General features: G+C 69.4%; 2 protein-coding genes. Both read right to left on the reverse strand.

The window, feature by feature from the left end; genetic code table 11:
- Positions 1–66 precede the first annotated feature (66 nt).
- Positions 67–6,552 carry an amino acid adenylation domain-containing protein gene (locus tag AB4851_RS25815; protein WP_414449351.1) on the reverse strand — a complete coding sequence of 2,162 codons (6,486 nt, stop codon included), beginning with the start codon at positions 6,550–6,552 and terminating at the stop codon, positions 67–69.
- 53 nt (positions 6,553–6,605) lie between these two features.
- The gene (locus tag AB4851_RS25820; protein ID WP_414449352.1) at positions 6,606–16,259 is read right to left on the reverse strand and encodes an amino acid adenylation domain-containing protein; all 9,654 of its coding nucleotides are present in this window, start codon (positions 16,257–16,259) and stop codon (positions 6,606–6,608) included.
- Positions 16,260–16,265 lie beyond the last annotated feature (6 nt).

A 16,265-nucleotide genomic window follows, 5' to 3' on the forward strand; every position in this document is an offset into this window, starting at 1 on the left:
TCGTTCTCGTGACGCGGAATCGGCCCGTGCGGCGCGGCGCTCGTCGGGAGGGCCGCGCCGCCGTGCTCAGATGCGCATCTCGGGTTCGTCGTCGGTCGGACCGGACGCGTCCTGCTCCGTGTCATCCGTGCGATGCGCGAGTTCGACGAGCAGGCCGTCGACGTACCGCGCCATGCCGGCCACCGTCTGCACCTCGAAAATCATCGCCAGCGGCACCTTGATGCCGAACTCGCGCGTGACCTGCGCCGCCAGTTGCACCACCAGCAGCGAATTCGCGCCGAACTCGAAGATGCTGTCGAGCCGCCCCACCCGCGCCACGCCGAGCACCGTGGCGCACACCTCCGCCAGCCGGATCTCGGTGTCGGTCTCGGGCGCCACGTAATCGCCCTCGCGCGCGTCGTACGCGGGCGCGGGCAGCGCCTTGCGATCCACCTTGCCGCTGGTGGTCAGCGGCAGCGCGTCGAGCACGATCCACTCGGTCGGCACCATGTAGTCGGGCAGCGTCTGCCGCAGCGCCGCGCGGCACGTCTGCAAGTCCGCCTCCCCGCCCGCCTCGCCGTCCATCACCAGATACGCCGCCAGCGCCTTCTGCCCGGCCGCGTTGTCGAGCGCGAGCACCACCGCCTCGCGGATCGCCGGCAGCATCACCAGCGCGGCCTCGATCTCGCCGAGTTCCACGCGGAAGCCGCGAATCTTCACCTGGTTGTCCATCCGGCCGAGGAAGTCGATCCGGCCGTCCGGCAGGTAGCGCGACAGGTCGCCGGTGCGGTACATGCGGCTGCCCGGCGGCCCGAACGGGTCCGGCACGAACTTCTCGGCCGTCAGCTTCGGGCGGCCCAGATAGCCCCGCGCCACGCCGGCCCCCGCGATGTAGAGCTCGCCGATCACGCCGGGCGGCACCGGGTGGCCGCGCGCATCGAGGATGTAGTGCTGCATGTTGGCGATCGGCTTGCCGATCAGCACGCTCGCGCCGCTCAGCGCGGCCGGGTCGACGTATTCCACGCAGCAGCCCACCACGGTTTCGGTCGGGCCGTATTCGTTGACCACCACCGTGCCGGGGAAGTAGCGCAGCCAGGTGTTGAACTGCGCGATCGTCAGCACGTCGCCGCCGATCACGCTGGTGCGCACGCGGGTGCGGACGTCCTCGGGCTGCAACGCGGCGGCCATCAGGTCGATATGGGCCGGCGTGATCTTCACCATGCTCAACTGCTGGGCCTCGCGCATCGAATCGACGATCCGGTCGTGCCCGCCCGGCAGCGGCAGGTGAATGTCGCGGCCCGCCCACAGCGGAATGAACAGCGTGGTGAGCGAGGCGTCGAAGATCAGCGGCAGGTGCGTGAACGAGGCGCGTTCGCCGTCGCGCATCGGGTAGCCCTCGATGCCCCAGTGCAGATAGTTGACGATGCCGCGATGGGTGATCTGCACGCCCTTCGGCATGCCGGTGGAGCCGGACGTGTAGATCACGTAGGCGAGGTTCTCGCCGCCGGTCAGGTTCGCGGGGTTGCCGCGCGGCATGGCCGCGACCGGCGCCCAGCCGTCGTCGAGCGCCAGTTGCTCGACGGGCACCGCCTGCAGCGCTGCTCGCAGCGAGGCCTGCGTGAGGATCAGCAGCGCGCCGGAGTCCTTTGCCATGTAGGCCAGGCGCTCGGCCGGGAACGACGCATCGAGCGGCACGTACACGCCGCCGGCCTTCAGCACCGCGATCAGCGCGACGATCAGGTCCACCGAGCGCTCCAGGCACACGGCGACCTTCACCTCCGGGCCGACGCCGCGCCCGCGCAGCCAGTGCGCGAGCTGGTTCGCGCGCGCGTTGGCGGCGTGGTAGGTCAGCGACGCGTCGCCCACCACCACCGCCGTCTGCTGCGGCCGCGCCTCGGCATGCTGTTCGAAGCGCGTGTGCAGCCCCATGTCGGGCACCGCGAGCCGGCTGTCGTTCCAGTCGCGCAGCATGTGCTCGCGCTCGGCCTCGTCCACCAGCGCGAGGTCGCCCACGCACCCGGACGGGTTGCCGACGATGCTCGTCAGCAGCACGCCGAAGTGGCGCGCCATGCGCTCGACGGTGGCGGCGTCGAACAGGTCGGCCGCGTACTGGAAGCGGCAGTGCAGCTCGCTGCCCACGTCGCTGACGAGCAGGCTCAGATCGTATTTCGCGGTGTCGCCGTCGAGCGGCCAGCGTTCCACCTCGATGCCGGGCAGCGGCGCGGCCTGGGTCAGCGCCGCGTTGTCCACCTGCAGGAACGCCTGGAACAGCGGCGTGTGGCTCAGGTGGCGTTCGAGCTTGAGCGCATCGACGAGCCGTTCGAACGGCAGATCCTGGTTCGCGTAGGCGCCGAGCGCGACCGCACGCATCCGCTCGAGGAACGCGTCGAACGGCAGCGCGCCGTCCACCTCGCAGCGCAGCACCAGCATGTTCATGAACATGCCGAGCATCGATTCGAGTTCGGTGCGCTGGCGGCCGGCCACCGGCGTGCCGATGCAGACGTCGCGCTGGCCGGCATAGCGCGCCAGCAGCACGCCGTAGGCGGCCGCCAGCGCCATGAACAGCGACGCCCGATGGCGCCCGGCCAGCTCGCGCAGGCTCGCGGCGGTGGCCGCCGGCACCACGAACGCGACGTTGCCGCCCGCGCTGCGGCGCACGGCCGGCCGGGCGCGGTCGGTCGGCAGCGTCAGCAGCGTGGGGGCGCCGTCGAGCTGGCGCGTCCAGTACGCGAGCTGATCGGCGATGGCGGGGCCTTCGAACAAGCGGATCTGCCAGACGGCGAAATCGAGGTACTGGAGCCTGACCGGTGGCAGCGGCGACGGTTGCCGTTGCGCGAACGCCGTATAGAGCGCGGCGAACTCCTGCATCATCACGCCGATCGACCAGCCGTCGCTGACCACGTGATGCATCGTGACCAGCAGCACGTGCGCATCGTCGGCCAGCCGGATCAGGTGGGCGCGCAGCGGCAGGTCGGTGGCGAGGTCGAACGGCGCGGCGGCAAGCTCGGCCACCAGTGCGTCGGCGCGCGGCTTGCGTTGCGCGGCGGGCAGCGGCGTCAGGTCGTGGAGCGGCAGGTCCACCGCCTGCGCCTCGGCGATCGCCTGCTGCGGCCGGCCGTGCGTGCCGACGATCCGCGTGCGCAGGATTTCGTGGCGTTGCACGATGGCGTCGAACGCGCTCTGCACGGCGGCGATATCGAGCGCACCGCGCAGCAGCAGCGCGTGCGGCAGGTTGTAGGCCGGCGACGCGGGTTCGAGCTGGTTCAGGAACCACAGGCGTTCCTGGCCCGGCGACAGCGGCATGCCCGAGGCGAGCGCATCGCGCGGCACGGGTTCGATGCGCGCTTCCGGCTCGGCCCCGGCTCCGCTCAGGCGGGCGGCCAGGGCGGCCACCGTGGGGGCTTCGAACAGGTCGGCCAGCGCGATGTCCGCGCCGAGCCGCGCGCGGATGCGCGAGGCCAGTTGCATGGCCAGCAGCGAATGGCCGCCGAGGTCGAAGAAATTGTCGTGGATGCCGACGCGGTCGAGCTTCAGGGTTTCCTGCCAGATCGCGCTCAAGGCCTGCTCGGTTTCGGTGCGCGGGGCGACGTAGTCGGCGCCGCTTTGCGGGGCGTCCGGTGTGGGCAAGGCACGACGGTCGAGCTTGCCGTTCGGCGTCAGCGGCAAGGCGTCCAGCCAGATCAGTTGCGACGGGATCATGTAGTCCGGCAGCGTGCGCGACAGCGCCTGGCGCAGTTCCGGCGTATTCGTCGGCTCGTGGCCGTGGGCCGCCACGGCATAGGCCACCAGGCGTTGTTGGCCCGGCTGATCCTCGCGGATCGCCACGGCGGCGTCGCGTACTTCCGGGAGCCCGCGCAGCGTGGCTTCGATCTCGCCCAACTCGATGCGGAAGCCGCGCAGCTTGACCTGCTGGTCGATCCGGCCCAGATACTCCAGTTCGCCAGTCGCGAGGCGGCGCACGCGGTCGCCGGTACGGTACATGCGGCTGCCCGGCACGCCGTAAGGGTTCGGCACGAAGCGCTCCGCCGTCAGGTCCGGGCGGCCTCGGTAGCCACGCGCCACGCCGTCGCCCGCGATGAACAGTTCGCCGGCCACGCCGACGGGCACCAGTTCCAGCGCGTCATCGAGGACGTGAACCTGCGTGTTGGCGATCGGCCGGCCGATGTCGATGCGCGTCCCTTCCTCGCTGTGCGCCAAGCGTGAGAACGTCGACCAGATCGTGGTTTCCGTCGGGCCATACAAATTGACCAGCGACGGCACCGCTCGCAGCAAGGATTCCGCCAGATCGCGCGGCAGCGCTTCGCCGCCGCTCAATACCATGAAACCCGGCTTCGGTTGCCAGCCGTGATCGGCCAGCATGCGCCAGGTGGACGGCGTGGCCTGCATCGCCGTGATCTGCTGCGATTCGATTTCCCGAGCCAGACGCGACGATTCCTGCGCCGTTTCTCGCGATGCGATCACCACGCATGCGCCACTGATCAGTGGCAGATACAGTTCCAGCGCCGCGATGTCGAACGACAGCGTCGTCACGCTCAACAGCCGGTCGTGCGCCTGCAATGACAGATCGCGCTGCATCGACGCCAGCAGGTTCATTACGTTTTGCTGCGTGACCTGCACGCCCTTCGGACGCCCCGTCGAACCCGACGTGTACAACACGTAAGCCAGTTCGCCGCCGCTGCGATCAAGCCGCGCGCTGTCGAATTGTTCAGGACCGGCCGGCCACTCGCCCAGATCGAGCCGCTTGTCGTGATCAGCCAGCAAGCCGTCATGCGTCAACACCAGCGCCGGTTGCGCATCGCCCAGCATCATCGCCAGCCGCTCGGCCGGGAACGCCGGATCGAGCGGAAGATACGCCCCGCCCGCCTTCATCACGGCCAGCAACGCCGCCAGCAGATCGATGCCGCGATGCAGGCACACGCCAACGACCACCTCACGACCCACGCCCAACTCGACCAGCCGATGCGCCAGCCGATTCGCCCGCGCATCGAGCTGCGCATACGTCAGCGCCTGATCCCCGAACCGAACCGCCACCGCATCCGGCGTGCGCGCCGCCTGCGCTTCGAACGCCCCATGCACGCCCAGCGACGCCGTATACGCCATCGCCGTATCGTTCCCGCCCTCCATGACCTGCCGCCGCTCGGCTTCCGCCAGCAACCCGATCCGCTGCACCGGCGCGCCGGCATCGTCCACCATCGCCCCCAGCAGCGCCTCGAAATACCCGAGATACCGCTCGATGCTCGCCCGCTCGAACAAGGACGTCGCGAACAGCATGCTCAGGCCGATGCGCCCGTCGTGTTCGCGCATGATCAGGCTCAGGTCGAAGCGCGCCATGATCTGCGCCGCTGCCATGCTTTCGAGTTGCAGCCCGCTCAATTCGAAGTTCGCGCGCTCGTAGTTCTGCCACACCATCATCAGTTGGAACAGCGGCGCATGCGAGCGCGAACGCGCCGGGTTGACGGCCTCGATCACCTGCTCGAACGGCAGATCCTGATGGGCCTGCGCGGCCAGCGCCGCCTCGTGCACGCGCCGCACCGCCTCGCCCACCGACGGTTGCCCCGTCAGGTCGATGCGCAGCGCCAGCGTGTTGACGAAAAAGCCGATCAGCGGCTCGACTTCGGTATTCATGCGGTTCGCCACCGGCGTGCCGATCACCACCTCGTCCTGCCCCGACAGGCGCGCGGCCAGCGCCGCCCACGCCGCCAGCATCACGTTGAACACCGTCGTGCCCTGCTGCCGCGCCAGCGTCTTGATGCGGCTCACGAGCGGCGCGTCCAGCATCACGTCGACGCTGTCGCCGGCGTGGTCCTGCACCGCGGGCCTGGCGTGGTCGAGCGGCAGGGTGGTCAGCGCCGGCGCGTCGCGCAGCGTGCGCTTCCAATACGCAAGCTGCTGTTGCAGCATCTCGCCCGATACGCGCCGGCGCTGCCACACCGCGTAATCCGCATACTGGATCGCGAGCGGCGGCAGCGGGTCGGGCTGCCCGGCGACGAACGCCTGGTACAGCGCGCCGAACTCGCGAATCAGCACGCCCATCGACCAGCCGTCGCTGACGATGTGATGCATCGTCACCAGCAGCACGTGGTCCTGCTCGCCCATGCGCAGCAGACGCCCGCGCACCACCGGCCCCGCCGACAGGTCGAACGGCGCGTCGGCCTCCGCCTCGGCGTGACGCAGCAGCGCGGCCTGCGCATCGGCCAGGCCGCTCAGGTCGTGTTGCTCCAGCGCGAACGGCCGCCGCGCATCGATTTGCAGCACCGGCTCGCCGTCCGTCGTGGCGAAACGCGTGCGCAGCACCTCATGGCGCTCGACGATGCGGTCCAGCGCCCGGCGCAACGCCGCCACGTTCAAGGCGCCGCGCAGCCGCACGCCGGCCGGCACGTGATACGCCGCGCTCGCGCGCCGGTCGAGCCGGTCGAGAAACCACATGCGCTGCTGCGCGAACGACAGCGGCAGCGCCGCGTCGCGCGCCACCGGCACCGGCGCCTCGTCGCTCGCCGCCGGCAAGCCGGATTCCTCCTCGGCCAGCAGGCGCAGCAGTTCCTCTTTGAGGGCATCCAGGGAAAGCTCTTCCACGGGGGTTCCTTGTCTATCGTTGAATGTCGCGGCTTATCGGTGCTTGGCGGGGCTCATCGGTGCTTGGCGGGCGCGGACGCATGGCGTCGGCGCCGCTGCTCGCCGCGCCTTGCCGCGGCGTCCACCTGCGTCTGGATCTGCGCTTTCTCCTCGTCGGCCTGCGCATGCAGCAGGCCCACCAGTTGCGCGATCGTCGGGTACTGGAACAGGTCGATCATCGAGACGGGCTTCGGACTCAGCAGCGTCAACTGCTGATGCACGTGCACCATCTGCAGCGAGTGGCCGCCCAATTCGAAGAAGTTGTCATGGATGCCCACCCGCTCCACCTTCAGCACCTCCGCCCAGATCTCGCCGATCCTGCGCTCCGTCTCGGTGCGCGGCGCGACGTAGTCGGCCTCGCTGACGATGGCGCCCGGCGCCGGCAGCGCGCGGCGGTCGAGCTTGCCGTTCGGCGTCAGCGGCAAGGCGTCGAGCCACACGAGCTGCGACGGCACCATGTAGTCGGGCAGCGTGCGCGCCAGCGCCGCGCGCACGGTCTGCACACCGGCCTGCACTCCAGCCGCCTCGCCGCCCTCGGCGGCCACCAGGTAGCCCACCAGCCGCTTGTTGCCGGGCTGGTCCTCGCGCACCACCACGGCCGCCTCGCGCACTTCCGGCAGCGCCACCAGCGACGCCTCGATCTCGCCCAGCTCGATGCGAAAGCCGCGCAGCTTCACCTGGTTGTCGATCCGCTCCAGATATTCCAGTTCGCCTTGCGGCAGCCAGCGCACGCGGTCGCCGGTGCGATACATGCGGCTGCCGGGCGCACCGAACGGGTTCGGCAGGAAGCGTTCGGCCGTCAGGTCCGGCCGGCCGCCATAGCCGCGCCCGACGCCCACCCCCGCGATGAACAGCTCGCCGGGAATGCCGGCCGGCACCAGCCGCCCCTCGGCGTCGAGCACGTAGAACTGCAGGTTGGGATGCGGCTTGCCGATCGGCGGCAGCCGCTCGAACGCGGCCGACACTTCGCGGTTCGACGAGCTGGCCGTCACCTCGGCCGGCCCGTACGCGTTGAGGAAGCGCCGGCCGTTCGACCAGCGCGCCACCAGCGCCTGCGTGCACGCGTCGCCCGCGGTCACCAGCGTGTGCACGCCGGGCAGCGCGTCGCCGTCCATCGCGGCGAGCACCGCCGGCGGCAGCGTGGCGACCTGCACGCCCATCCGCGCGACGGTGGCTTCGAGCGTCACGCGCGGCATCAACTGTTCGCGCGGCGCCATGCACAGCGTGGCGCCCTGCGTGATCGTCTTGAAGTAATCGCTGACCGAAACATCGAAGCCCGGCGCCGAGAACTGCAGCACGCGGTCGCCGACCTTCAGGTGGTACAGCTTCCACATGATGTGGGTCAGGTTGGTCAGCCCTTCGTGCGTCAACTGCACGCATTTCGGCTGGCCGGTGGACCCGGAGGTGTAGATGCAGTAAGCGAGCTGGGCCGGGTACGTGCGCAGCGCCAGATCGTGCGCGGGCTGGCCGCTCGTATCGACGGCCTGCGGCCCGTCCAGCGCCACCGCGCCGGGCGGCAGGCGCGCCACGCTGGCGTGGTCGGCCAGCACCGCGGCCGGCGCGCAGTCGCGCAGCATCCGCGCGAGCCGCTCGTCGGGCAACTGCGGATCGAGCGGCACGTAGGCGCCGCCGGCCTTCAGCACGGCCAGCACGGCCACCAGCGTTTCCACGCCGCGATGCAGGCAGAGCGCCACCAGACGGTCCGCGCCCACGCCGTGCGCGACCAGATGGCGCGCCAGCCGGTTGGCGCGCGCGTTCAGCTCGGCGTAGGTCAGCGCCTCGTCCTCGAACAGCACCGCCACCGCGTCGGGCGTGCGGGCGACCTGCGCCTCGAACATGCCGTGCGCCGTTTGCGCGGGGTCGCGGGGCACGGCCGTATCGTTCCAGGCGTGCACGATGCGCTGGCGCTCGGCGGGCGGCAGGATCTCGAGCGCGTGCATCGGCTCGGCGGCGCCGGCCGTCATGCCCGCCAGCAGCGCCTTGAAATAGCCGAGATAGCGCTCGATGCTCGCGCGCTCGAACAGCGCGGTGTCGAACGTCACGCGCCCGGCGAAGCCGGCTTCGTGTTCGCCGAGCGCCAGCGTCACGTCGAACTGCGCGCGGTCGCGGTCGGCCGACAGCCCTTGCAGCCTGACCTCGCCGAGATCGAGATCGGCCGGCTCGGTGTTCTGCCAGACCAGCATCAACTGGAACAGCGGCGCGTGCGAGGTCGAGCGCGCCGGGTTGATCGCCTCGATCACCTGATCGAACGGGAGGTCCTGATGCGCTTGCGCGGCCAGCGTCGCCGCGTGCACGCGGGTTACCAGTTCGCCCACGGCGGGTCGGCCCGACAGGTCGATGCGCAGCGCCAGCGTGTTGACGAAGAAGCCGATCAGCGGCTCGACTTCCGAGCGCATCCGGTTCGCCACCGGCGTGCCGATCACCACGTCGTCCTGCCCCGACAGGCGGCCGGCCAGCGCCGCCCACGCGGCCAGCACCACGTTGAACGGCGTGGTGCCCTGCTGCCGCGCCAGCGCCTTGATGGCCGCGCTCAAGGGCGCGTCGAGCACGACCTCGACGGTCTCGCCCGCGTAGTCCTTCACGGCCGGGCGGGCGCGATCGAGCGGCAATTCGCTCAATTCCGGCGCGCCTTGCAGCGTGGCTTGCCAGTACGCGAGCTGTCGTTGCAGCACCTCGCCCGCGAGCCAGCGGCGCTGCCACGCGGCGTAATCGGCGTACTGGATCGAGAGCGGCGTCAGCGGATCGGCCCGCCCTTCGCCGAACGCGCGATACAGCGCGCCGAATTCGCGGATCAGCACGCTCATCGACCAGCCGTCGCTGACGATGTGATGCATCGTCACCAGCAGCACATGCTCGCGCTCGTCGAGCCTCAGCAGCCGGCCACGCACCAGCGGGCCGGCCGACAGGTCGAACGGCGCGGCGGACTCGTCGCGGGTCTGGGCCGCGACCTCGTGGTCCGGGTCGGCTGCGTCGCTCAGGTCGTGGAGCGTCAGCGCGAACGGCGCCGGCGCGTCGATGTGCTGCACGGGCACGCCGTCCACCACCACGAAGCGCGTGCGCAGCGCTTCGTGACGTTCGACGATGCGGTTCAGGGCGCCATGCAGCGCATCGACATTCAGCGCGCCGCTCAGGCGCACGCCCACCGGGATGTGGTAGGCCGCGCCGGCGCGCTTGTCGAGCTGGTCGAGGAACCACAGCCGTTGCTGCGCGAACGACAGGCGCGCGGCCTCGCGCGGGTCGCGCAAGGCGATCGGCGGCAAGTCGGTGGCGGCGGCATGTTCGACTACCTGCGCGAAGCGGTTCAGCGTGGGTTGGGCGAACAGCGCGGCCAACGGCACTTCGACGCCCAGCCGGGTGCGGACGGCGGAGCCCACCTGCACGGCCAGCAGCGAATGGCCGCCGAGTTCGAAGAAGTTGTCGTGGACGCCCACGCGGTCGAGCTTCAGGACGTCGCGCCAGATCGCGCTCAATGTCTGCTCGGTTTCGGTGCGCGGGGCGACGTAGTCGGTTTCGCTTTGCAGCGCTTCGGGCTTGGGGAGTGAGCGGCGGTCGAGCTTGCCGTTCGGGGTTTGGGGCAGCGCGTCGAGCCACATCAGTTGCGACGGGATCATGTAGTCGGGCAGCGTGAGCGACAAGGCTTGCCGCAGGGCTTGCGTGCCGGCCGGCGCGTGGCCTTCGGCGGCCACGACGTAGCCCACCAGGCGCTTGTGGCCTGGCTGGTCCTCGCGGACCATCGCCGCCGCATCGCGGATTTCGGACAGGCTGCGCAGCGTCGCTTCGATTTCGCCCAACTCGATGCGGAAGCCGCGCAGCTTGACTTGCTGGTCGATCCGGCCGAGATATTCGAGTTCGCCGTGCGGAAGCCAGCGGACCAGATCGCCGGTGCGATACATGCGGCTGCCGGGTTCGCCATAGGGGTTCGGAATGAAGCGTTCGGCCGTGAGGTCCGGACGATCACGGTAGCCGCGCGATACGCCCGCGCCTGCCAGGAACAATTCGCCCGCTACCCCGATCGGTACAAGTTCCAGCGCTTCGTCGAGGATGTGTGCCTGCGTGTTCGCCACCGGGCGGCCGATATCGATGCGAACGCCGTGCTCGCTCGGGAATACGCGCGAGATCGTTGAATACATCGTGGTTTCGGTCGGGCCGTACAGATTGACGACCGAGGCGACCGATTGCAGCAGTTGTTCGGCCAAATCGCGCGGCAAGGCCTCCCCGGTGCTGATCAGCAGGAAATCCTTGGCCGGTTTCCAACCGAAATCCATCAACATGCGCCACGTCGATGGCGTGGCTTGCATCGCCGTGATTTCACGCGATTCGAGCGCCTGAGACAACTTCGACGGATCGAGCGCGGTTTCGCGCGAAGCGATCACCACGCAGGCACCGCTGAACAGCGGCAGGCACAGTTCCAATGCAGCGATATCGAACGACAGCGTCGACACGCTCAATAGCCGGTGCTGCGCTTCCAGCTTCAGATCGCGCTGCAGCGACATGAGGATGTTCAGCATCCCGTGCTGGGTGACTTGGACACCCTTCGGCCGGCCTGTCGAACCCGACGTGTAAAGGATGTAGGCGATCTGATCGCCATCGGGCCGTGCATCGCGCCGGAAATCGCTATTGCCGGCCGGCCATTCGCTCAGGTCCAAACGTTTTGCGTGGTCGGCCAGCAAACCCTCGTTCGTCAGCACGAACGCCGGTTGCGCATCGTCCAGCATCATCGCCAGCCGCTCGGCCGGGAATGCCGGGTCCAACGGCAAGTAACCGCCGCCCGCTTTCATGACACCGAGCAACGCCGCCAACAGATCGATACCGCGATGCATGCAGATGCCGACCATCACGTCGGGGCCGACGCCACGCGTCACCAAATGATCGGCCAGCCGATTCGCCCGCGCGTTCAGTTGCGCATACGTCAGCGCCTCGTCCTCGAAGCGCACCGCCACGGCATCAGGCGTACGCGCCACCTGCGCTTCAAACATCCCATGCACGCTTTGCGCACGCTCGCAGGCCATCGCCGTATCGTTCCAGCCGAGCATCACCTGCCGGCGTTCCGCTTCCGGCAGCATCCTCAGTTGCAACATCGGCTGATCGGCATCGGCCGCCATGCCGTCGAGCAGCGCCGTGAAATAACCGAGATACCGCTCCACGCTCGCGCGCTCGAATACCGACGAGGCAAACATCAAGCGACCGGCAATGCCCGTATCGCTCTCGCCGAGTTCGAGCGTCACGTCGAATTGCGAAGGCGCCTGCGCCGCCGCCATCGCTTGCAGCGTGATGTCGCCGAGATCGAGATCGGCCCGCGCGTTGTTCTGCCAGACCAGCATCGTCTGGAACAGCGGCGCGTGCGCCAACGAACGCGACGGGTTGATCGCCTCGATCACCTGATCGAACGGGAGGTCCTGATGGCTCTGCGCCGCCAGCGTCGTGTCGTGCACGCGCTCGAGCAGTTCGCTCACGGAAGGCCGGCCCGACAGATCCACGCGCAACGCCAGCGTGTTGACGAAGAAGCCGATCAGCGGCTCGACCTCCGAGCGCATCCGGTTCGCGGCCGGCGTGCCGATCACCACGTCGTGCTGCCCCGACAGGCGGCCCGCCAGCGCGGCCCACGCCGCCAGCACCACGTTGAACACCGTCGTGCCTTGCCGCCGGGCCAGCGCCTTGAGCTTCGCACTGAGCGGTGCGTCGAGCGTCACGTCGAGGCTGTCGCCCGTGTAGTCCTGCACGGCGGGCCGGGCGCGATCGAGCGGCAGCGTGGTCAGTTCCGATGCACCGTGCAGCGTGGTTTTCCAATACGCGAGTTGCCGTTGCAGCACCTCGCCCGCAAGCCAGCGGCGCTGCCACGCGGCGTAATCGCCGTATTGGATCGCCAGCGGCGTCAACGGATCGCCCCGCCCTTCGCTGAACGCGCGGTACAGCGCGCCGAACTCGCGGATCAGCACGCCCATCGACCAGCCGTCGCTGACGATGTGATGCATCGTCACCAGCAGCACATGCTCGCGCTCGCCCAGCTTCAGCAGCCGGCCGCGCACCAGCGGCCCCGCCGACAGATCGAACGGCTCGGCCGCCTCGGCTTCGGCGTGGCGTTGCACCTCGGCTTCCGGTTGCGCAAGCGCGCTCAGGTCATGCGCGGTCAAGGCGAATCGGGCGGCGGCGTCGACACGTTGCTCGGGCTCGTCATTCGCCAGCACGAAACGCGTGCGCAGCACGTCGTGGCGCGCGACGATCCGGTCGAGCGCCTGGCGCAGCGCGTCGGCATCGAGCGCGCCGCTCAGGCGTACGCCCACCGGGATGTGATAGGCCGCGCCGGCGCGCTTGTCGAGCCGGTCGAGGAACCACAGCCGTTGCTGCGCGAACGACAACGGCGCGGGCTGGTTCGCGCCGCGCGACACGATCGGCGGCAGCGCGCTGGCGTTCGCCTGCGCCACGGCTTGTGCGTATTGGCCCAGCGTCGGGTGGGCAAACAGTTCCGACAACGGGACTTCCACACCCAACCGGCTGCGGATCGACGACGCCAGTTGCACGGCCAGCAGCGAGTGGCCGCCGAGGTCGAAGAAGTTGTCGTGGAGGCCCGCGCGGTCGAGCTTCAGGATGTCCGACCAGATCGCGCTTAGTGTCTGCTCGGTTTCGGTGCGCGGGGCGACGTAGTCGGCGCCGCTTTGCGGGGCGTTCGGTGTGGGCAAGGCACGACGGTCGAGCTTGCCGTTCGGCGTGAGCGGCAAGGTGTCCAGCCACACCAGTTGCGACGGGATCATGTAGTCCGGCAGCGTGCGCGACAGCGTCTGGCGCAACGCCTGCACGTCCAGAGGCTCGTGGGGGTTCGCCGCCACCACGTAGGCCACCAGGCGTTTTTGTCCAGGCTGATCTTCGCGGATCGTCACCGCTGCGTCGCGCACTTCGGGCTGCGCGCGCAGCGCGGCTTCGATCTCGCCCAACTCGATGCGGAAGCCGCGCAGCTTCACCTGCTGGTCGATTCGGCCCAGATACGCCAGTTCGCCAGTCGCGAGGCGACGCACGCTGTCGCCGGTACGGTACATGCGGCTGCCCGGTGCGCCGTACGGGTTCGGCACGAAGCGTTCTGCCGTCAGGTCCGGGCGACCTCGGTAGCCACGCGCCACGCCGTCGCCCGCGATGAACAGTTCGCCGGCCACGCCGACGGGCACCAGTTCCAGCGCGTCATCGAGGACGTGAACCTGCGTGTTGGCGATCGGCTGGCCGATATCGATGCGTACGCTTTCGTCCTTGAGCGCCAACCGCGAGAGCGTCGACCAGATCGTGGTTTCCGTCGGGCCATACAAATTGACCAGCGACGGCACCGCTCGCAGCAAGGATTCCGCCAGATCGCGCGGCAGCGCTTCGCCACCGCTCAACACCATGAACCCCGGCTTCGGTTGCCAGCCGTGATCGACCAGCATCCGCCAGGTGGACGGCGTGGCCTGCATCGCCGTGATCTGTTGCGTCTCGATTTCTCGCGCCAGACGCGACGGCTCAAGCGCCGTCTCCCGCGCTGCAATCACCACGCATGCGCCACACAGAATCGGCAGATACAGTTCCAGCGCCGCGATATCGAACGACAGCGTCGTCACGCTCAACAGCCGATCGTGTGCCTGCAACGGCAGATCGCGCTGCATCGACGCCAGCAGGTTCAGCACGTTTTGCTGCGTGACCTGCACGCCCTTCGGACGCCCCGTCGAACCGGACGTGTACAACACGTAAGCCAATTTGCCGCCGCTGCCATCAAACCGCGCGCTGTCGAATTGTTCAGGCCCAGCCGGCCACTCGCCCAGATCGAGTCGCTTGTCGTGATCAGCCAGCAAGCCGTCATGCGTCAGCACCAGCGCCGGTTGCGCGTCCTCCAGCATCATCGCCAGCCGTTCGGCCGGGAATGCCGGGTCCAAAGGCAGGTACGCCCCGCCCGCCTTCATCACGGCCAGCAACGCCGCCAGCAGATCGATGCCGCGATGCAGGCACACGCCAACGACCACCTCACGACCCACGCCCAACTCGACCAGCCGACGCGCCAGATGATTCGCCCGCGCATCGAGTTGCGCATACGTCAACGCCTGATCCTCGAACCGAACCGCCACCGCATCCGGCGTGCGCGCCACCTGCGCCTCGAACGCCCCATGCACGCCCAGCGAAGGCATATACGCCATCGCCGTATCGTTCCCACCCTCCATGACCTGCCGCCGTTCGGCTTCCGCCAGCAACCCGATCCGCTGCACCGGCACGCTCGCTTCATCCACCATCGCGCCCAGCAGCGCCTCGAAATACCCGAGATACCGCTCGATGCTCGCCCGCTCGAACAAGGATGTCGCGAACATCGCGTGGCCGGCGATACCGCCGTCGTATTCGCCGAGTTCCAGGCTCAGGTCGAGTTGTGTCAGGTCGCGCCCTTCCTCGCCGCGATCCGCCACCATCCCGTGCAGTTCCAATGCGCCGAGCGCCAGCGCGTCCTGCGCGCTGGTCTGCCATGCCAGCATCGTCTGGAACAGCGGCGCATGCGCGCGCGAGCGCGGCGGGTTCACGGCCTCGATCACCTGATCGAACGGGATGTCCTGGTGGCCTTGCGCGGCCAGCGTGGCCGCGTGCACACGCGCCACCAGCGCGTGAGCGCGCGGCTGGCCCGACAGATCGATGCGCAACGCCAGCGTGTTGACGAACAGGCCGATCAGCGGCTCCACTTCCGTGCAGGTGCGGTTCGCCACCGGCATGCCGATCACCACCTCGTCCTGCCCCGACAAGCGGCCCAGCAGCGCCGCCCACGCCGCCAGCACCACGTTGAACACCGTCGTGCCGTGGCGCTGCGCAAACGCGCGGACCCGCCCGCTCAACGCCGCATCGAACGCCACCTCAACGCTGCTCGCGGCGTAATCCTGCACGGCGGGCCGCGCGCGGTCCGCCGGCAGCGTGGACAGCGCGGGCGCGTCGTGCAGCGAGCGAGCCCAGTACGCCAACTGCGCCTGCCACGCCTCGCCGCCGAGCCGCCGGCGTTGCCACGCGACGTAATCGGCGTACTGGATCGGCAGCGGGCCGAGCGGATCGGCGCGCCCCGCGCTGAAGGCCTGGTACAGCGCGCTGAATTCGCGGATCAGCACGCCCATCGACCAGCCGTCGCTGACGATGTGATGCATCGTCACCAGCAGCACATGCTCGCGCTCGCCGAGCTTCAGCAGCCGGCCGCGCACCAGCGGCCCGGTGGCGAGATCGAACGCCGTGGAGGCTTCCGCCCGCAGGTGCCGCTGCGCCTGAGCGTCGATATCGATATCGGTATCGGCGTCGACATCGGCCGTGCCGCTCGGGCTCAGGTCGTGCGTCGCCAGCGCGAACGGCGCCGGCGCATCGATGCGCTGCACCGGCTCGCCGCCGACTACCTCGAAGCGGGTGCGCAGCGCCTCATGACGTTCGACGATGCGATCGAGCGCGCGGCGCAGGGCCGCCACATCCAGCGCGCCGCTCAGACGCACGCCGGCCGGCACGTGATACGCCGCGCCGGCCCGGCTGTCGAGCCGGTCGAGGAACCACATGCGCTGCTGCGCGAACGACAGCGGCATCGCCGCGTCGCGCGCCACCGGCACCGGCGCCTCGTCGTCCGCCGTGGGCAGGCCTGGGGCTTCCGCCGCCAGCAGCGCCAGCAGCTCTTCCTTGAGGGCATCGAGTGAAAGATCTTCCACGGTCGT

The organism is Burkholderia sp. 22PA0099 (genome assembly GCF_047497165.1).
In the GTDB taxonomy this organism is placed as follows: domain Bacteria; phylum Pseudomonadota; class Gammaproteobacteria; order Burkholderiales; family Burkholderiaceae; genus Burkholderia.